Raw genomic sequence first — 18,128 nt, 5'->3', positions numbered from 1 at the left:
CCGTTCAGGCAAAAACCATTTGGGGGTGCAGATGTTCATTCGTTTGCACCCCCTTTCTACATCTGCGGTATCATCGGAACGGTATTGAGCGGCACACCGTAGGCCCGACGTGTCACAACGACACTTTGGCCCGCAAAGCTTTCTTGACGCGCAATTCGGCTGTGCAGATTTACGACGATGTCATCGACTTCGGCAAGAATATCGATGTCGAAGTTCTGCGAGGTGAACCCGGTCAAGGCGGGCTGGACTGCACCCACCCGTTCAAGGTCCTTTGGCGTCAAAAGCCCCGCGCTGCCCCGCATGCTTTCAAGCCGCAGCGCAGCAGATCGGTTGTTAAGCACCGCGCGCAAAAGCAGTGGCGCGGCAGTATTCAGATTGAGCGTTGCGGTTGCGGGCAAGAAATCCACGAACGGCGCAAGTGCGTTAATTGTCTCAGCCGAAATGCTGCGCAATTCCGATAGGTTTTTCAGACCCGGACGCCCGGCGATTTCCGCTGCGATCCGTATGCCATCTGCGCGACTGATCTCTAGTTCGGCCAGAACGCGCAACAGCGCCTCAACTTCGACCTGCGCCCCACCGGCAAGTCGGGTCAGGTTCAACTTGGCCTGTGCATCGCGAATTCTCACGGAAAAACGCCCCGTTGACAGACCGGCTTCTTGCTGGGCGACCTGTGCCCAAGGCTCTGCGTAGTTGTCAGTGTCCGGGGCCTTTATCATATCCCGCCGCAGCGCGGTCACGGCGCTCGCTTCCGCCCCTCTGGCCAAGGCATCTGCGGCTGTTGCCGCCGCCATGGACTGCGCACGCCGCAATGACACATCTTGCGAGGTCAGCATCAAGAACACGACAATGGACGCGATCGACAGAATAACCAACACGTTGATCAGGACGACACCCGCGTCGCGCTGCCGGATCATTCCTTCACCCCGGCTGGCACATCGACAAGTCGACTAACCGTACCCTCGCGTAGATCAAGTTGCAGCTCGACAGCCTTTAGCGTGGGTGCCAGACCAAGCGACTGGGTCTGTTCGATCGGCCAACGGTCATGCCACGTGCCCGCAGAATCAAGCGACCTCAGCCGGATGGCCTTTACTCCGTCAATCATCTGCTGTTCAAAATTCCTGCGCGACAGGCTGCGCAGAAGAACAGTTGACGGGGCCTGATAGGACAGCAGACCGGTACCGGTCCTGTTCATCGTCACACCGTTTTCATCCTGCCGCACGCTGCCAGAATCCGATTCCTGCAAATCCCGGCTGAAAACCACCAGTGCGCGATCGATTTGACCCAAGCGCTCCAACCGCCCTTGCGTGCCGGACTGAACCCGTAAAATGTTATCAAGCATCGTAAAGCCAGCTAGCCCGATCAGAGAAAACAAGGCCAGCGCGACAAGCACCTCGACGAGCGTCAAGCCCGCTTCTGTGTCGCGGTGCACCTGCTGGGTCATGCCGACGCGGACCCGATCATCGTGATAGCGCCGGCCCCCACGTTCAACACCGCGAGACCACGGCTGCATAGCCCCGATTTGTTGAACTTATATGGCCCAAGCACACCAGAAAAGCCCTTGTCGCGGGTCAAGCCGCTGGCGGTCTGTTCCTGTATCCGTCCCAAAAGGCGCGCTGTTTCAACGCCATCAAAGGCGACCCCCGCGAGGATGCCGGCGCTTGACCCGTGCGCCTCTTGATAAGCGACGGCAAACGGTTCAAACGCAAGCGGGTCCGGGGCCGCGTACCAGGCATCACGGAGTGCTGGCAAATTACCGGGGTCGCGAGAAGACCATTGTGTTGACCCCAACACTTGGGTTTTGCCCCGCAACGCAGATGCCAGCGCTTCCAATTCCTCACCTGCACCGGGCAGATACACGGCCTTTGGCAGGCCCCCACCATTCGCGTTTGCCAACTTTGCAAGCACGATTGCGGGGTCGGTGCCGACGATCGGCGGCAACATGGTTTGACCGGTCGCTTTGCCAACAAGCAGCGCGGCCTCGGCAGAGCGTGCGCCGAAAGCGCCGGTGGGCGCGACCACGCCAACGGTGTTCAAACCGCGTCTGGCGGCAAATGTCAGCACCGCGCGTGCAGATTGTTCCGGAGTGACGCCCAATACGAAAACACCACCGCCCGCGACGTTGACATCATTCGATAGGGTCAAGACAGCCACATTTGACCCAACTGCTTGGGAAACCGCCGCAACCTGCGCCCCGAATAGCGGGCCGACAATCATACGAGCCCCCGCTGCAACGGCAAGACGGGCGGCAGCCGCGGCGGTCTCGGGCGTATCACCTGAATCGAAAAACGCCATCTCGCCAGTATCGCTCAACGTGTTGCCGCCAAGGGTTGCAGCATTGCGCATGATCTGGCCTAGTTGCGGCGCACGGCCCGACATCGGTGCCAGAAGCGCGGCCCTCCCCGGCCCCTCGCTTTTGGCTGGCTTACCCTCAAGGACACTGCCCAACCCAGTGGCAGAACATGCAGAAAGAAACGAAGCAGATGCTGCCAACCCAGACAGAAACACCCGGCGGTCGCGTCGCACGGCGACCCGCGCGGGGACGTCAGATTTTATGGGTGATCGGGTTATCATTGGTGGCACTCCTGTTTTTTGGGGCGACGGCGATGCTGACCGTACCCGCCGCCACTATGGCACGGGTGGCGGGGATGCCGCCACAGGTGCGCGCGGTGTCGGGCAGCCTGTGGTCGGGTCGCGCTGTGATGGACGGGGGTTTGGTCCTGACCTGGCAAGGAACATGGCGCAGCCTTCTTCGCGGGCGGATCGGCGGCGACCTGAAGATGGCCGGACAGCATACCCTGTTGCAAGCGCATGGTTTCGCCAGCCCCTGGCAGCTTGGCCTTCGCGACGTGTCTGGACGCGGTGGCGCGGATCTGTTGGCTTTGGTGCCGGGCGCGTCGCCCTGTGACGGGCAGGCAGTTGTCGATATCAACCGCATAACCTGGTCGCGCCACCAGGTAACGAGCCAAGGTCGGGTACAAATTAGCGAAAGTACCTGCCAAGCTGCGGGACGACCAGCGCTTGAAGTCGCGCCGCTTGATCTGGTTCTCACCACCGAAGGTGTTGACGGCGTCGCAAACCTGACCACGAATGATGCCGCCAAATCGCAGATGGGCCGAGCGCGACTTGGCCCTGACGGCTGGGTCAAATTGCGGATCGAGCCCGCCGCGGCGCAATTGATACCCGGCTTGCCCGACAGCGCGCCAACACTGTTGGAGTTTCAATTGAACTAACCGGGTCAGCCACATCAAATCACCAAATTGTTCAGATTGACGATGGGCAGCAGTATCGACAGGACCAACAACATCACCACACCGCCCATCAATAAAAGCACTGCGGGTTCGACCAACGCCACCAGCGCCGACACGAGGGCGTCAAGATCGCGTGCCTGATCCGCAGCGGCGCGCGTCAGGCTTGCACCCAGTGTGCCACCGGCCTCGCCGCTGGCCACCATCGCGACCAGCAAGGGCGGAAAAACTGCCGCCTGATGCATCGCCTTTGACAGCGCCGTGCCCTCGCGAACCCGCGCGCCTACAGCCCGCGCCTTGGCTTGGATATAGCGGTTGCCGATCGTGTCACCGGCCGCTTCCAACGCTTCCGAAAGCGGTACCCGGCTGACCGTCAGGGTGGCCAGGGTACCCGCAAACTGCGTAGCATTGGACTTCAACACGAAATGCCGCATCGGCCAGGCCTGCGCAGTCCATTGATCAAAGCGCATGCGCGCGCTTGGACGCCTGAGCAACCATGCCCCCAACGCGACAAGTCCCAATACGGCACCCAGAACAATCAGTCCGTAATTCGCGACAAAGTCACTGACCGCAATCAGGCTGCGGGTCAACAACGGCAGTTCGGCCCCGCGGGAGGTAAAGACTTTGACAATATCTGGCACCACATAGACCAACAGCGCAACGATCACCCCTAAAGAGACCAGAGCCAAGATCGCCGGATATAGCAGGGCAAGCTGCACTGTCTGGCGGTTCTTTGACCGGGTCTCGACAAAATCGGCCAGATGATCCATCACGTCGCCCAACCGGCCCGACGTTTCCCCGGCCTTGACCGATGCACGGTAGAACGCGCCAAAGATGTGGGGATGTGCATCAAGCGCAGGAGCAAGCCCCTGCCCGTCGAGGACGTCGGCGCGCAACGTCAACATCAACGCTGCCACTTTCGCGTTGCTCGCCTGATCCGCGACAGTCTTTAACGCGTCCTCGATACGCACCCCCGCACCGATCAACGTCGCCAGCTGCCGGGTAACCACGGTCAGCGCTCTCCCTCCGATGGCCTTGCTGCGCCCGCTTGCAAACACCGAAGCGCCAGAGAGACCCTTGCGCGTCGGTTCGACAGATATCGGTAACAATGCGCGTGCGCGCAGCTCCTGCCGCGCCGCGCTTGCGCTTGACGCTTCGATCAGGCCGGTGCTTCCAGTCCCTGACTTATCAACCGCCTTATAGGAAAACGCTGCCATATCTTAAGCCATATCCGGTAGCACGATGTCATCACGGACCGCCCGGGCAACTTCCTCGACCGTGGTCTTGCCTTGCCGAAGTTTATCGACACCATCTGCCAGAATACCGGGCGCTTTAGCACGGGCACGATCTTGCAAGGTCGCCTCCGATGCACCCTCGTGGATCAACCTTTCAAGCTCTCGATCAACTTCGATAATTTCGTAGATCGGCAGCCGGCCCTTGAAACCCTGATTTTGGCAGGCATCGCAGCCGATACCGCGTTGAACCGTTTCGCCGGCTGAAATCGCCCCCGACAACAGGGCGCTTTCGCTTTCGGTAATGACGTGTGGTGCCGCGCAATCCGGGCAGACGCGACGTACCAAACGTTGCGCAACCAATCCCCGCAGCATCGGGGCCAACAAAAACCGTTCCACACCCATCTCTACTAATCTTGAAACCGCACCGATAGCCGTGTTGGTGTGAAGGGTCGAAAGCACAAGGTGGCCTGTCATCGCGCTTTCAACGGCGATCTGTGCGGTTTCGCGATCGCGAATTTCGCCCACCATCACGACATCGGGATCTTGCCGCAAGATCGCGCGCAGCCCGCGCGCAAATGTCAGGCCGGTCTTGGTGTTGACTTGCATCTGTCCCACACCATCCATCGAATATTCAATCGGATCTTCGACGGTCATTATATTCCGCGACCGATCGTTCAGCCGCCCAAGTGCTGCGTACAGCGACGTCGTTTTACCGGACCCTGTCGGCCCTGTCACCAGTAACAGTCCATCCGGGCGCGCAAGGATGCGTTCAAAGGTTTCGCGATCTCGCGTGCTCATCCCCAGATGGCTGATGCCGCGTTGCGTCTGGCTTCGATCCAACAGCCGCAGCACGACCCGTTCACCAAACTGCGACGGAATGGTGGACACGCGCACGTCAAGGTCATACCCCCCGACGCGCAAGCTGACGCGCCCGTCTTGGGGTTGCCGCTTTTCCGCGATATCCAATTTGCCCATCACCTTGATCCGGCTGACCAGAAGCCCGGCCAAAGCGCGCTTGGGTTCGATCACCTCGCGCAGGACGCCATCAACCCGGAACCGCACGATCAAACGGCGCTCTTCCGTTTCGATGTGAACGTCCGACGCACCTTCCTTGACCGCCTCGAGCAAAAGCGCGTTGATCAGCCGGACCACCGGGGCATCGTCATTTTGATCCAGCAGATCGTCGACCGCTGCGGCCGTATCGGCAAGCGCATTCAGGTCGTCCCCGGCTGCCGCCTCTGCGGCCTCGGATGCACTGTCGCGGTAAACGCGACCTAACGCGGCCTCGAAAGCTTCGGCTTCGATCGGTACAAAGACAATGGGTTGATCAGCCCTGCGCTGTGCTTCCATCAACGCGTCGACGGTTGCGCCGGGGCGAAAGTGGCAACCCAATCGGCCATCCGGTGAATCCACCATCAAAATAACGCCGTTTGACTTGGCAAAACCGTAGCCGAGGCGCGGAAAGTTTGGTGCGTCGTCGAGGCTCATTCCGCGTTCTCCAAGGTCAGGCGTGCGGCCACGATGCCGGGTGCAGTTCTGCGGTCCAACTCAATCGCGACAAGCGCGATGGCCGCGTCGGATTCCATCTTGGCGACCCAGTTGACAACCGTCTCATAGGGCGCATCATCCAAAGAGACCCGCACAACCGCGCCTTCTGGCTCAAGCCGCCGCACGAGCACCCCGGCAAGTTCAGCGCTTTCGGTGATGCGGGTTGCCAGCGGTACCGTGACGACAGCGACGGATTCCCTCTCCGCGGGCCGGTTTCCCAAGTTCTCGGCCGCTTCGATCAAGGTTTGATATTCCCGGATTTCAGCGCGTGCCATCAGTCGTGCTTCATTCAGCGGTACCCACACAAAACGATATCCGGCGAACAGCGCCACCAGTGGCAGAGCGACAAGCACCAATACCTTTTCGCGGCGCGACAGACGGTGAAACGCGTTCATTCCGGGGCCCCCTTCGTTACAACGAATTCGGCTTCCGCCCCCCCCGCCGAGGCCGTTGCGGCACCGCTGGTCACCCTGAATCCGCTGGCGCGCAGCAAACCTTCCGCCTGTTGAAGGTCGTCCAGCCCGGGCACTTCAACCAAGATCGTCAACCGCGCGGGGTTGTCGGCAAAGATCATGCGGCGAAACGTGATCTGGCTATCGACATCGAGCAGGGCTGCGGACAGATCCTCTAGCATCGGGAGGAATGCACCGCCCTTCGGGGGCGTGTCGACAGGTGCAAGCCGGCGCAGGATAGGTTGAACATCCGGAGTGACAATGATGCCGGGAAGCATGGTATCAATTGCAGCCTGCGCCGCTGCGCGTTCGCGATCAGCAATCCGCGTCAACGCGACGGTATCCGCGATCACGATACCAAGATGCCCAATCAACCCGAGGGCGGCGATTGACGCGACGCGCTTCAGGTGCCGCGTCCAATCGGTGGCCTTGGGGGCGAACGCGCCTTGCCTCAGATCAACGCCCAGGTCTTTAGGGTCAGGCTTTGGGGGCTGTGGTGCATACGAACCCGCGACGATGGTATCAGGCAAGCGATCGCCATAGCTCTTGATCGGCGGCTTACCTGCCTGCTGCCAGATCAGCGGCAACATGGTGACGTCGATGATGAATCCGGTACCGTCCGAAACGCGCACCAACGCACGCGCCCCGCTCAGCCATACGGCCCAAACGGGGCTGTCATCCACACTGACCGGCGCGGGCAGCGCGAATGTCTCTGGCAGGACCGGACGATCACCGGCATTTACGGCGGCCTGCATGATGTTTCGATCCACGACCGCAGCAAGCACCTGATCAGGCTTGTCCAGTGTCCGACAAAGCGCGATGTGAATATCCTCGAGCGGCGCGCTGATCCGATCCTCAAGCGCGAACGGCAATGCAGCACGCTTGGCACGTGTGCCGCGCAACGGCAGGACGGTGGCCATCAGCGAAACCTGTTCGCCGGGCAAAATTAGCGGCGAAACCTGAGAAGATTCGGCCAGTGCGTCACACAATGAAACAGCAAAATCTGATCGGGGGTCCGCCGAAAATCGGGGGTTTTGAGACACGCCTTTTGATCCCACCCGATCCGGGTGGATTTCAGCGGTTTGCTGCTCGTTTATGTGCACCTTTTGCAAGGTTTCATCATTGTGCGAGGGCCGATTTTTCAATAGAATTCCTTCATTGTGACCCAATAAAATAGGTACGTTTTAAAATGATAAAGAGTTTCGGCGAGGGCGCAATATTGATGAAGGAAGTTTGTCTTTCGGTACTGAGAACACGGGCTGCCCGTCATCTAAAACGCCACCCGGAATCTGGTGTCACACTCATCGAAATGATGGTGGTGCTGGTTATTATTGCACTGGTTGCCGCGATGATTGTTCCCAATGTCATCGGCCGCCCGAACGAAGCGCGTGTCGCCGTGGCCAAAACCGACATCCGGGCGATCGCAAGCGCGCTTGAACTTTACCGTCTGGACAACCGTGCCTATCCCACGACATCGCAAGGTCTGGGTGCCCTGGTGCGCAGGCCAACCTCCCCGCCCGAGCCATCCAATTGGGTGCAAGGCGGTTATCTCCCCGAAGATCCCACAGACCCATGGGGCAATGCCTATGTGTATCGATCACCGGGAACCACGTCGAATTTCGATCTGATATCGCTTGGTGCCGACGGGGCAATCGGCGGCACCGGGGTTGATGCCGATATTTCCAACACCAGCACACCGATAGACGGATGACCGACATAGGCACTGCACCCCCAAGGCCGGCAAATCGCCGCAAAGACGCGGGGATGACCCTGGTTGAAATATTGGTCGTTCTGGCCATTATCGGCGTCATGGCCTCTGTTTTGGGGCTAAGCGTTTCTGGGGGTGCGCGCAGTGCTGATGTACTTGAGCGGGAGGCGACGCTTTTATCCGTCAGGCTCGAACGCGCGGCCGACAGCGCCGCGTTGAACGGGACGCCGGCAGGGTTTACCTGGGATGACAAAAGCTATTCCTTTGTCGGCTTGCAAGATGGTGCCTGGGCCGCGCATCCTGACGGCATTCTCGCTGCGCCGCATCTGCTGGACCGCGCCGCAGCGATTTCAGTGTTGGGACAGACGCGCGGCCGGTATCTGATCCGGTCGGATATGTTGCCCTCAGTCACAGACCCCGCCACCAACAGCCCCGTCCCGTTGCAAATCGCCATCGTCGGGTCAAAAGACACCTGGGAGGTGCGTTTCGATGGTGTTTCGGCGCGGTCACAAAAAAAAACGGATAGATCCCAGCCATGAATCGCGCAACCAACAATACCGAGGCCGGATTTACCCTGCTTGAGGTGTTGGTTGCGCTTGCCGTGCTCGCCGTCGGGGCGGTATCGCTTTTGACCGCGACCCAAACGCATGTCAGCCGCATATCGGATATCGAAAGCCGCACGGTGGCGAGGTGGGTAGCTGATAATCGGCTGGCCGCCTTGCGTATCGGAGTGCCACAGCCAGATGTTGTTGATATGCTGGGGCGGCAGTGGGGCGTCGTGGTCTCTCGCTTGGAAACCGAAGACCCCGATCTGCAAAGGGTTGAAATAGCCGTTGCGCTGTCTCCGAATAATCGTGATCTGTTCAAGCTCACAGGCTTCATCGACAAAGCCGACAATGGTCTGCAGGTCCCGCAATGAAGTCTCCGTTCCGATTTGTGACACCCGTTTTCGCGCTATGCATCACCGCTTCGCTTGGCATTGCTGCGGGGCCGGTCTTTTGGCACATCATGGGACAAACCTCCGACAAAACTGCCGAAGTTTCCTTTGTTGCCACATCCCCATCCGTTGCCCCTGCATCGGTCGATCTTGTGTCAGCGGTCGCGCTGGCCCCTTTTGGCAGCGCCAAACCGGACCAGCAAGTGACACAGGCTCCAGAGAAGACAACACTTGATCTGGCGTTGCGCGGCATCCTGCAGCAATCCGACCCATCGCTTTCCTTTGCACTGATCGCAACAGACGGTACCACATTGCGATACGCAATTGGCGACAGCATCGCCGGTAAAGCAACGTTGATCGAGATTAACGACCGGCACGTGGTTTTGGACGTAGACGGCGTACGTCAAATACTGGGTTTCCCGAATGCGGATGTCGCTGATCTTTCCGCTGGCGACGTTCCTGCCGGCCCGACGCCCCTTAGCAATCTAGACCGTTTGCAGGCAGCGCTTTCCGTCGGGTCCGGTTCGATTGAGATTGAGGATCCCCCGCCCCCGGAAACCACCGAAGAATACATCAGCATGTGGCGCGAGCGCATCATTCGCAATCCCAATCAGGTTTTAGACGAAATTGGTCTGCTTCCGACCGAGAAAGGCTATATCGTCGACGAAACTCACGATCCAGGCGTAAAACTTGCCGGCTTAAAGGCCGGCGACCTTGTTGCAAGAGTAAATGGGCAGACAGTGGGAAACACAGAAGAAGACCGCAAATTTTTCGATGAAGTTGCCGCCTCGGGTGTGGCACGACTGGAAGTTGTCAGAGATGATAAGACGTTCGTCTTGTCATTCCCCTTACGATGAATAGTCGTCTGCCCTCCCTCCTCGTGTTTGTCATCCTCGGGGCGATCGCCCTGGGTCGTCCTCAGATGGCACTGGCGCAAGAGACATTCGTGATCAATCTGCGCGGCGCTGAGATCAGCTTGCTGGCGGAACAGGTGTCGGACATCACCGGGCGCACCCTTGTCCTAGATCCGAACCTCACCGGCGAAGTAACTGTTGTTTCGAAACAGCCGCTTGATCGCGAAGGGGTTTGGGCCCTGTTCCAGTCGATTTTGCGGGTCCGTGGGTTTGCAGCCGTCGAAACAGGGTCTGTGTGGCAAATCGTCCCCGAACTTGACGCACGGACCAAGGGCAGCCCGCAAAAGCTTGTCATCCCCGGGAGCCAAGACGTGGTGACCAGGTTGCTGCGGCTGAATCGTTTACCATCGACAGAAGCGGTCCGAGTTTTGCGACCGTTGATTGACGAGGCTGGATATATCGAAGCGATCGAAGATCCGAACGCGATAGTTATCACAGACACGTTGGCAAACGTTGACCGCATCGTTGCCATTGCCACCACATTCGATGGCGAGGCAGAGATGGACGCGGAGGTTATACGCTTCACATATGCCGAAGCCGGAACAGTGGCGGCCGCGATTTCCGAAGTGCTCGGGGCTGCCGGTACAGGGGCAAGGCTGTCGGTTGATGCAAATTCGAATGTATTGTTGGTCCGTGGCACCCAACGGGACATTTCGCAAATCAGAAGCTTGGCGCGGGCCATGGACACCTCTCCGAGGGTCGCACAAAGCGAAACTGTAAGCACCTCAATCTACCGGCTCCAATTCGGCGAAGCGTCCATCGTAGCAGATCTGGTACGAAACACCCTGACAGGCTCTACGGACTTAACCAATCCAGTCGCTGCCAGCGTCGGCGAAGACCCGGCCAACCCTGATACGCAAACGTTTGCCGCCGGACCCGAAGCCGCCCCGATTTCACCGGTGTCTGTACAGGCCTCGATCGAGACCAATTCAGTCATTGTGCGCGGTACGCAACGGCAACTTGCGGAAGTGTCGCAGCTGATCAAGGCTCTGGATGTGCGACGGCCCCAGGTGATGATCGAAGCCGCAATCGTAGAAGTGTCTGGCGACATCGCTGAACGTTTGGGGGTGCAGCTTGGCATTGGCGAAAATTCACAGACCGGTGCCATCGCCGCCACGTCTTTTGGCAATGGGGGTGGCGCACTTCAGAATATTCTGGTCGCATTGGGTCAAAGCAATGCTGCGGCTCTTTCCACGGGGCTTTCGGTCGGGTTGGCTTCGGATAATTTCGGTGCGCTGATCCAAGCCCTGAACACGTCGACAAGCGCCAATCTGCTCTCCACCCCTTCCGTGACCACCATGGACAACCAATCGGCCACAATCGTGGTTGGCCAAAATGTGCCTTTCCGCACCGGACGGGTGACCACCGATGGCGGGAATGTCACCGAAGTGATCAAACGCGAAGATGTCGGTATCACCATGGTTGTCAAACCACGCATTACCGCAGGCGGGGTGGTGCAACTTGAGATTGAACAGGAAGTGTCATCGCTTACCAATCAGGCTGTTACAGGTGCCGCCGACCTTGTGACCAACCGGCGCGTCATCAATACCACCGTTCTGGCCGAAAACGGCGGTACTGTGGTTCTCGGTGGCCTTATCACTGACGACAGACTGCAAAGTAACCAAAAAGTCCCTGTACTGGGGGATGTTCCAGTTCTGGGCGGCCTGTTTAAAAGCCGGAACGATAGTCGCAACAAACGCACCCTGTTTGTCTTTTTGCGTCCTACGATCATGTTGACCCGCGCTGACCTGGAAAAAGCTGCTGAAACGCGCTATCGCCGCGCCCAAAGCGCTGAAACCGCCGTTCAGCCCCGAAGCATTCTGAAGCAGGAAAAGGTCAGAAAGCTACCGCTAGAGATTGACGGGCTGTACTGAACAGTGTGGGCTTAGCGCTTCGTCGCCACGGTAGCATTGAAAGTACGTGCAAGACGCCTTGACGAAGGCGCAGGACTGCGTGCGGGGATTTAAGTCGGCGATGCTGCCCCAGGTCGATAAGCGATGCCCCCCTGCCCTTCTGGACGCCACGCCGAGGCCCCGTGCGGGTTTTGGGCGTTATCCTTCCAGAAATGGGACCGGTACACCAAATGTGGTGACAAGCAGCACAAAGTTCAGACCGAGAACAGCAGCCGCCCCGACGTATGACAGCAGCCGCACGATCCGCCCGTTAGCGTAGGGCCCCATGACATCCTGTCGAGACGTGAAAATAATCAGCGCGATCATTGGCACCGGCAGTGCAATTGACAGAACGACCTGCGACATTACCAGCGCATCAGTGGCGTTATAGCCCATAGCCACCACACCAAAGGCTGGCAACATGGTAAGCAATCTGCGCAACCAGATCGGTACCCGGAAGTGCAGGAAACCCTGCATGATCATCTGCCCGGCCATGGTGCCGACGACCGAGCTGGATATCCCGGAGGTGATCAGCGAAACCAGAAAGACAGAGGCTGCTGCCGTGCCAAGCAGCGGTGTCAGCAGGACATAAGCTGTCTCGATTTCAGCAACGCCGCTGTGACCCTGATTGAATGCACTGGCCGCCATGATTACCATCGCCATATTGACCATGCCCGCGACCGCAAGCGCCACGACGACCTCGATATTGGAATAACGCAGCACTCTGCGGCGGTCATCTTCATGCCGGATCGCGACACGATTTTGGGTCAGGCCGGAATGCAGAAATATCGCATGCGGCATCACGGTAGCGCCGATGATACCGACCGCGATGGCCAATGCAGATCCGTTCGGCAACACCGGGGTAACCAGCCCCCTTGCAGCCGAACCCCAATCCACCGGTGCAATCAAAAGCTCGACAAGATAGCTGAGCCCGATGATTGCGACCATCGTGCCGATGATAAGCTCCATCGTGCGAAAGCCGTAACGCTCGAAAATCAAGATCCCATAAGTAACGATCGCCGTCACGGCCATACCCCAGATCAGGGGCAAATCGAAAAGCAGCGAAAGCCCGATAGCACCGCCGAGAAACTCGGCAAGGTCCGTGGCCATGGCAGCGACTTCGCTGACCGCCCACATTCCCCACACAACGGGCGTGGGAAACTGATCCCGCGACAGTTCGGCCAGGTTCTTTCCGGTCACGATCCCTAAACGCGCTGACAGCGCTTGGAACAGCATGGCGATGAGATTGGCCATCAGCACCACCCAGAGCAGCTGATATCCGTATCCCGCGCCCGCTTGGATGTTGGTGGCATAGTTGCCCGGATCCATATACGCGATCGACGCGATGACCGCGGGGCCCACGAACAGGAAACGGCTGAATGGGCTGCGATGCTCGCCGGAGAGGACATCGGCCATGCTCTTTCTGGTGCGCTCGCTACTTGTCATCGGGTCCCTGTCCTTTCACTGCAAGATATAGCCTTGGCTATACTTATGGCAATAGGCTTGATTGCTGTTATTTGTGGTCACCCAATAACCGGTTGGTTTCTTCTGGATGAGTTATTATCCTTGGCTTCAAAGTGTTACCGTCATGACAATTCTGCTATGCTCGACATTGAAGAAACCGGAGAGGCCAATGAATGAACCGAAGGCATCTGCAATTCAGGTTCCGCCCGCTGAACAGGCTGGCAGGTTCGCCCGCGCGCGCGAAGTTCAATCGCGTGCATTGTTGGAAGACTATGTTGAGCTGATCGGCGATCTTATTACTGCGCATGGCGAAGCGCGGGTTGCAGATATTGCAGAGCGAATGGGCGTGGCCCACCCCACCGCGACCAAAACCGTCGCTCGGTTAAAACGCGAAGGGTTGGCTACGTCGCGCCCTTACCGTGGTGTGTTTCTGACTGACGAAGGAGCGAAACTCGCGGAACGCGTGCGGGACCGCCACAGGACAGTTGTCGATTTGCTCGTCGCTCTTGGCGTTCCTGCTGACTATGCCGAACGCGACGCCGAAGGGATTGAGCATCACGTATCGCAGCGGACATTGCGGGCATTTGAAGCGTTTCTGAAGAAGAGCCAGACAGACTTAAGATCGTAGAACGCCGGTGAACGAAGTGCAGTAGGAAAGAACTGAGCAGTTTTATTCTTTCAGGTTTAACGCTGCTGGCTTGGGATACCCTGCCCTGTGCGTTATGTGTTTAGCAATCAAATCATGGCAGCGGGTTAGCGCGCCTATGGAGCGTTTCTTCAAACTCCGAATTGTCCGCTCGTCCATCGAAGTGGCTTGGCAAGAGCGTGTAGAATGCACACTCCTTGAACGAGGATCGGACGAACTCCCCTGACAATTGTTATTTGCTCCACTTGCTAGCTCCGTCGGTAGGCTGACGATCTTGCTGCTCTTCATAGCGGTATTTTTCCAGACGGTTGATGAATGTCCACCGCGGTGGACACTATGCTGTTGCGTTTTCGATGTTTGCTAGCCTTTGTAGCAATACGATGGGATCGAACTGATGCACCCGTTTGCCAAGCGTTATGCTATGAAAGTATGCTCCAAAGTTTCGAATGCGTTTGCCTAGCTGAAGCATAATGAAAATTGCGCAAGATGCTTTTTGAGGGCCGATGGCTATCTTGGCCTTGTCGAACGTGGATGCGTGAATTCCCATCATCGGTGCCAAGGTTTCAGCATGACGCTCCACGTCTTTCCAAGTGGTTAGCCCCTTGGGCGCGAAAGCTGTCGCCTCCCTGCACACGGAAGTCAAAGTCTGCACTTCAGGTTTGTTGTCGTTATCTACTGTCTTTATATCTTTATCTTCTTTTTCTGACTTAGATAGATGCCGGTCAGCTTGCCCGTCGTTGGCGGGCAGAAAGGCTGTTTTTGGCGCGTCCACCGCGGTGGACAACAGACGGTATTCACTCTCTGTTTCGGAGAGAAGGGAGCGATATTCAGCGATGGACAACTTCCTTCTTAGCGCTTTTCTGACTGTTGAAGTGAAGACGTTATCTGGATTGGTTTCCTCTAGATGGGCAAGTTTTGTCAGGATTTGCTTGCGAATAAAGATGCAGTCACGGCGCATGTTTTCGAGCTTTTGAGCGATGGCCAGGAGTTCGTCTGCGCGTTCGAACAAAGGTGAGAGGGTAAGCCCGTAGCTAATGCTCTGGCCGTCAGAGGAACGCACGCGATACCGCTTTCGGTTGGGACTGTCCTGGCGTGTTATGAAGCCGAGCACGAGAAAGCGGTCAATATGTCTGCGAAGCGTCCGTTCATCGATACCTCCGACGCGGCGGCAGATCTCGGCGTTGGAAGCAAACACGACTTCGCCGTGGCCAGGTTTAAGAAAACTGAGCAATGCTTGCAGTGTTTGCATGTGACTTGGGCGAAGACCAAACTGAGTGTGAGAGTCTCTGAGAGCCCTGAAGATGGTCCAGACGTCAAGTTCTGCCGCTGAAGCTGTTTCATCACGGGGTAGGTGGGCCTTTTGGCGTTTGACGGACAATTTTGTGAATGCCATGGGTTTATGAACGAAGACCGCCTTGCCCATAACTTCCCCGTCCATTCCCGCACATGCGCGCGTGAATAGGCAATAAAAAGACGTTCACCGAATCGGTGACTCTTGACCAGTTTATTGAAGATTGCTACATCATAGGTGCAAAGCTGATGATGAGGGCTCTCTGGGGGAAACCTTGGGGGGCTCTTTTCTTTTTAGTCTTCGTTTCTCTCCTTTTGCTCGCGTTTCTAGTTGTATTCCGGGGTCAGTGCCCCGGGCCTCTTTTATTCCGCCACTGGTCGAAGATCTGGCGAAGCACTGCCTCGGCATTGTCTTCGACCCATTGGCCGAATTCCGGGTTGTCCTTGCGGGTGATCTTGATTGCGACGGCTCGGCCATCGCTGGCAAGCATGGCAAGTGGCGCGCCGCTTTCGTCTTTCACCACGCTGGACTGGTTTTGGGTCTTTCGCTTAGCGGCACCGCGGGCCTTGGTGGAAGCGGCGTTGAAGACAGCCTGAAACCTTTCGGGGCTTGGCAGATCCTTTTTCATCGAAGAAAGCGTTTCCTTTGCGATGTCCACCAAGCTCGTTTTCTGGGCCAACACCGCTAAATCGCCCCATTGGCGCCGACCGACGCCATGGGCCGGCCCAATGAGGCGGATAAGTTCGTCGGGCAGCTGCTCGAGCACGACGCGATGATTTGACACGCCTTGTCGTGTAAGGCCCAAAGCATCCTGGATGACGCCCGGTTTATATCCTGCTTCCTGCATTTCCTTGATAAATATAGACTTTTCAATGAATGATGGGTCGAGTCTCAGGTTGTTCTCTTGGCCTTGTGCGATCAGGGAAGCATCGTCGTCCAACGTTCGCACGATCGCTTTGACTGTTCCGCCGACTTTGCGGATGGCCGCGAGGCGGCGGCGCCCATAGACGATACGGTACCGCTCTGGTTGGTCCGACGGGCGGACCATGATCGGCACTTGTTGGCCGTGTTTGCGGATGCTGTCAGCCAGTTCATCTATACTGCTGTCTTCCAGCACAAGTCGATCACGCAGGCCGTCCATGTCAATTTGGTCAACATCGATGTCCCGGATTGAATTGGCCGTGATCTCGCGCAGTGAATCACGCAACCCTCCAACAGAACCGGGAAGTTTTGATGACTTCGCCGGGGCAGGGGGCTGCGCCGCGGTTTGGGCGGTGTCTTTCGCAGGCTGATTAAAGATGTTGCGGGCCATCAGCGACGCCCCCATGCCATTTGAATCGTCTGCTCTAGTTCGTCCGCGACGCTGTTCACGCTGGTAAGTGCCCGGTCGAGCGTCTTTCGGATAAGCTGGTTCGGATCGACCTCATAGAGGGTCTGCTGCGTCATGCCTGCATCAGAGATCGCGGTCGATTTAAGCATGGGTTCGGTCATGACCTGCCCTGCGAGAATTGACCGGAGATATCCGGCCATCTGTGTCTGTGGGCCGTCCGAGGGTTCATATCGTGTGACCAAGAATTTCACGAAGTCCCATGTGACGCGCCTGCCGATGGCTTCTTCGACGGCCTTGATGGTCTCGGAAGCCAGCTTGAGAAACTGGCTCATGGACGCAATGTCGAGCATACCGGGGACGACAGTGACAAGAAGGCCGGTTGATGCAGACAATGCTGTCAATGTCAAAAAGCCCAGTTGAGGCGGGCAATCTATCAGAACGATGTCATAGTCAGCATCGACTTCTTCGAGCGCCAAAGCCAGACGTTCTGCGAAAATAGGCTGTGCCCTGCGGGCGAGCGCATTTGCTGTTTCAGTTTCATACTCGGACAGCATCAATCCTGCCGGAACCATGTCCAGTTTGTGAAAATAGGTCTTCTGGATGACTTCTGAGAGAGGCACCTGATCCTCGTATCGCAAAGCATCGTAGATGGTGCCCCCGTCGGCGAACTCCAGCTCGGGGCGGAAGCCAAAGAAAGTGGTCAGGCTGGCCTGCGGATCCAGATCGAGTACGAGAACACGATACCCGCGCAAAGCAAATCGCTGTGCAAGGTGTATCGTCGCCGTCGTTTTGGAGGATCCACCCTTGAAGTTGACGACCGACACAACCTGAAGGCGGTCATCATCGCGACGCCCGGGACGATAAGCGTCCGCGTTCTTTCCTGTGCGACCTAGGATGTCGCGCAGAGTGTCTACTTCCTCGGCCGTATAAAATCTGTGTCCCCGATTATCGGTGTGAACCTCGGGAAAACTACCGTCCTTGTGCCGATTGCGCAGGTTCGACGTACTGACCCTGAGTACGCTCGCGACCTCGGTTGAACTGAAGCGCCGAAGGGATTTTCGTTGCTCGGGCTCGAATGCAATTTTCATCTGCCGATCAAGCGATTCTGCCAAATTGTCGGCAAAGGCCCCGATGTCGGTTGAGCCTATCCCTTGCATCATTTCAGCGGTACGGTCATCCATATTCTGCTGCCTCTCTTGGCCTTTTCGAAGGCTCTTTGTCATTCTGACGATCAAATAGCTACCTGACGAGGTTTGCCGTCAGAATGACAAATGCCATGAACATGCAATTCCAGCAAGAAGAATCTAGATATGGTGGAAAAGTTATCCACAGCACCTACAGTAGCGCTGGTAAAGCAAACCGCTTAACATATTGATATATATATTAAAAAAGTAGTTTACGAATGATGGGCACGGCTTTGCAAATTTGCTAAGCTGCTGCGTCAGCCGTAGCTAACCGCGCGCCAG

At 57.5% G+C, this 18,128-nt stretch carries 18 protein-coding genes; 7 read left to right on the top strand and 11 right to left on the bottom strand.

The genetic code is table 11. The annotated features are described in order from the left end of the window. Positions 1 to 56: 56 nt before the first annotated feature. From AC13DE_RS02290 to AC13DE_RS02280, 3 genes are read right to left on the bottom strand one after another with little or no spacing between them, the layout of a single operon-like run. Entirely contained in the window at positions 57 to 914 is an 858-nt protein-coding gene (locus AC13DE_RS02290; RefSeq protein WP_483046906.1) for a type II secretion system minor pseudopilin, read from the bottom strand. Continuing rightward, the gene (locus AC13DE_RS02285) at positions 911 to 1,441 is read right to left on the bottom strand and encodes a type II secretion system protein GspJ (protein ID WP_483046905.1); all 531 of its coding nucleotides are present in this window, start codon (positions 1,439 to 1,441) and stop codon (positions 911 to 913) included. Before AC13DE_RS02285 ends, AC13DE_RS02290 begins: the two co-directional genes overlap by 4 nt. Beyond that, entirely contained in the window at positions 1,438 to 2,571 is a 1,134-nt protein-coding gene (locus AC13DE_RS02280; RefSeq protein WP_483046904.1) for a penicillin-binding protein activator, read from the bottom strand. The genes AC13DE_RS02285 and AC13DE_RS02280 overlap by 4 nt, the downstream gene beginning before the upstream one ends. A 2-nt stretch (positions 2,572 to 2,573) precedes the next feature. Between AC13DE_RS02280 and gspN the strand changes: the two genes are divergently transcribed. Next, positions 2,574 to 3,230: a type II secretion system protein N gene (gene gspN, locus AC13DE_RS02275; RefSeq protein ID WP_483046903.1), complete on the top strand. Its 657-nt coding sequence runs from the start codon at positions 2,574 to 2,576 to the stop codon at positions 3,228 to 3,230. Positions 3,231 to 3,244: 14 nt separating this feature from the next. On the opposite strand, the gene AC13DE_RS02270 is transcribed toward gspN, so the two are convergent. From AC13DE_RS02270 to gspL, 4 genes are read right to left on the bottom strand one after another with little or no spacing between them, the layout of a single operon-like run. Continuing rightward, positions 3,245 to 4,462, bottom strand: a complete 1,218-nt coding sequence (locus AC13DE_RS02270; protein WP_483046902.1) for a type II secretion system F family protein — start codon at positions 4,460 to 4,462, stop codon at positions 3,245 to 3,247. 3 nt (positions 4,463 to 4,465) lie between these two features. Further along, a complete protein-coding gene (locus tag AC13DE_RS02265; RefSeq protein ID WP_483046901.1) occupies positions 4,466 to 5,968 on the bottom strand; it encodes a GspE/PulE family protein in 1,503 nt (500 codons plus the stop codon). Beyond that, a complete protein-coding gene (gene gspM / locus AC13DE_RS02260) occupies positions 5,965 to 6,423 on the bottom strand; it encodes a type II secretion system protein GspM (protein WP_483046900.1) in 459 nt (152 codons plus the stop codon). Before gspM ends, AC13DE_RS02265 begins: the two co-directional genes overlap by 4 nt. Next, the gene (gene gspL / locus AC13DE_RS02255; protein ID WP_483046899.1) at positions 6,420 to 7,625 is read right to left on the bottom strand and encodes a type II secretion system protein GspL; all 1,206 of its coding nucleotides are present in this window, start codon (positions 7,623 to 7,625) and stop codon (positions 6,420 to 6,422) included. Before gspL ends, gspM begins: the two co-directional genes overlap by 4 nt. Positions 7,626 to 7,669: 44 nt before the next feature. Between gspL and gspG the strand changes: the two genes are divergently transcribed. The 5 genes from gspG to gspD all read left to right on the top strand — a co-directional run bounded on the left by gspG (position 7,670) and on the right by gspD (position 11,913). Beyond that, positions 7,670 to 8,191 (top strand): type II secretion system major pseudopilin GspG, encoded by a 522-nt coding sequence (gene gspG / locus AC13DE_RS02250; protein WP_483046898.1) that lies wholly within the window; start codon positions 7,670 to 7,672, stop codon positions 8,189 to 8,191. Further along, entirely contained in the window at positions 8,188 to 8,727 is a 540-nt protein-coding gene (locus tag AC13DE_RS02245) for a type II secretion system protein (protein WP_483046897.1), read from the top strand. Before gspG ends, AC13DE_RS02245 begins: the two co-directional genes overlap by 4 nt. Continuing rightward, the gene (gene gspI / locus AC13DE_RS02240; RefSeq protein ID WP_483046896.1) at positions 8,724 to 9,107 is read left to right on the top strand and encodes a type II secretion system minor pseudopilin GspI; all 384 of its coding nucleotides are present in this window, start codon (positions 8,724 to 8,726) and stop codon (positions 9,105 to 9,107) included. Before AC13DE_RS02245 ends, gspI begins: the two co-directional genes overlap by 4 nt. Further along, a complete protein-coding gene (locus AC13DE_RS02235; RefSeq protein WP_483046895.1) occupies positions 9,104 to 9,982 on the top strand; it encodes a type II secretion system protein N in 879 nt (292 codons plus the stop codon). The genes gspI and AC13DE_RS02235 overlap by 4 nt, the downstream gene beginning before the upstream one ends. Before the next feature lie 65 nt (positions 9,983 to 10,047). Next, positions 10,048 to 11,913, top strand: a complete 1,866-nt coding sequence (gene gspD / locus AC13DE_RS02230) for a type II secretion system secretin GspD (protein ID WP_446306043.1) — start codon at positions 10,048 to 10,050, stop codon at positions 11,911 to 11,913. Between the two features lie 177 nt (positions 11,914 to 12,090). On the opposite strand, the gene AC13DE_RS02225 is transcribed toward gspD, so the two are convergent. Beyond that, on the bottom strand, positions 12,091 to 13,377 hold the full coding sequence (locus AC13DE_RS02225; RefSeq protein ID WP_446314333.1) for an Nramp family divalent metal transporter: 1,287 nt from the start codon (positions 13,375 to 13,377) through the stop codon (positions 12,091 to 12,093). A 187-nt stretch (positions 13,378 to 13,564) separates the two neighbouring features. On the opposite strand from AC13DE_RS02225, the gene mntR reads away from it, so the two are divergent. Further along, a complete protein-coding gene (gene mntR, locus AC13DE_RS02220; protein ID WP_446314334.1) occupies positions 13,565 to 14,023 on the top strand; it encodes a manganese-binding transcriptional regulator MntR in 459 nt (152 codons plus the stop codon). A gap of 352 nt (positions 14,024 to 14,375) precedes the next feature. On the opposite strand, the gene repC is transcribed toward mntR, so the two are convergent. The 3 genes from repC to repA all read right to left on the bottom strand — a co-directional run bounded on the left by repC (position 14,376) and on the right by repA (position 17,843). After that, the gene (gene repC, locus AC13DE_RS02215) at positions 14,376 to 15,464 is read right to left on the bottom strand and encodes a plasmid replication protein RepC (RefSeq protein WP_483046894.1); all 1,089 of its coding nucleotides are present in this window, start codon (positions 15,462 to 15,464) and stop codon (positions 14,376 to 14,378) included. Between the two features lie 211 nt (positions 15,465 to 15,675). Further along, on the bottom strand, positions 15,676 to 16,644 hold the full coding sequence (repB, locus tag AC13DE_RS02210) for a plasmid partitioning protein RepB (protein WP_483046893.1): 969 nt from the start codon (positions 16,642 to 16,644) through the stop codon (positions 15,676 to 15,678). Further along, positions 16,644 to 17,843, bottom strand: a complete 1,200-nt coding sequence (repA, locus tag AC13DE_RS02205; RefSeq protein ID WP_446295942.1) for a plasmid partitioning protein RepA — start codon at positions 17,841 to 17,843, stop codon at positions 16,644 to 16,646. The genes repB and repA overlap by 1 nt, the downstream gene beginning before the upstream one ends. Between the last annotated feature and the right edge of the window lie 285 nt (positions 17,844 to 18,128).

It is taken from the genome of Sulfitobacter sp. L-8 (assembly GCF_056859255.1).
The sequence above is the reverse complement of the archived record's forward strand: the minus strand, read 5'-3'. Positions and strand labels throughout refer to the sequence as shown.

Bases quoted from the DNA above. Each gene is read 5' to 3' on its own strand.
- gspD (WP_446306043.1), top strand. From the start codon at position 10,048: ATGGCACTGGCGCAAGAGACATTCGTGATCAATCTGCGCGGCGCTGAG.
- AC13DE_RS02285 (WP_483046905.1), bottom strand. From the start codon at position 1,441: ATGACCCAGCAGGTGCACCGCGACACAGAAGCGGGCTTGACGCTCGTC.
- AC13DE_RS02270 (WP_483046902.1), bottom strand. From the start codon at position 4,462: ATGGCAGCGTTTTCCTATAAGGCGGTTGATAAGTCAGGGACTGGAAGC.
- repA (WP_446295942.1), bottom strand. From the start codon at position 17,843: ATGGATGACCGTACCGCTGAAATGATGCAAGGGATAGGCTCAACCGAC.
- AC13DE_RS02280 (WP_483046904.1), bottom strand. From the start codon at position 2,571: ATGATAACCCGATCACCCATAAAATCTGACGTCCCCGCGCGGGTCGCC.
- gspG (WP_483046898.1), top strand. From the start codon at position 7,670: ATGATAAAGAGTTTCGGCGAGGGCGCAATATTGATGAAGGAAGTTTGT.
- gspM (WP_483046900.1), bottom strand. From the start codon at position 6,423: ATGAACGCGTTTCACCGTCTGTCGCGCCGCGAAAAGGTATTGGTGCTT.
- repC (WP_483046894.1), bottom strand. From the start codon at position 15,464: ATGGGCAAGGCGGTCTTCGTTCATAAACCCATGGCATTCACAAAATTG.
- AC13DE_RS02265 (WP_483046901.1), bottom strand. From the start codon at position 5,968: ATGAGCCTCGACGACGCACCAAACTTTCCGCGCCTCGGCTACGGTTTT.
- gspI (WP_483046896.1), top strand. From the start codon at position 8,724: ATGAATCGCGCAACCAACAATACCGAGGCCGGATTTACCCTGCTTGAG.
- AC13DE_RS02235 (WP_483046895.1), top strand. From the start codon at position 9,104: ATGAAGTCTCCGTTCCGATTTGTGACACCCGTTTTCGCGCTATGCATC.
- AC13DE_RS02290 (WP_483046906.1), bottom strand. From the start codon at position 914: ATGATCCGGCAGCGCGACGCGGGTGTCGTCCTGATCAACGTGTTGGTT.
- mntR (WP_446314334.1), top strand. From the start codon at position 13,565: ATGAATGAACCGAAGGCATCTGCAATTCAGGTTCCGCCCGCTGAACAG.
- repB (WP_483046893.1), bottom strand. From the start codon at position 16,644: ATGGCCCGCAACATCTTTAATCAGCCTGCGAAAGACACCGCCCAAACC.
- AC13DE_RS02225 (WP_446314333.1), bottom strand. From the start codon at position 13,377: ATGACAAGTAGCGAGCGCACCAGAAAGAGCATGGCCGATGTCCTCTCC.
- AC13DE_RS02245 (WP_483046897.1), top strand. From the start codon at position 8,188: ATGACCGACATAGGCACTGCACCCCCAAGGCCGGCAAATCGCCGCAAA.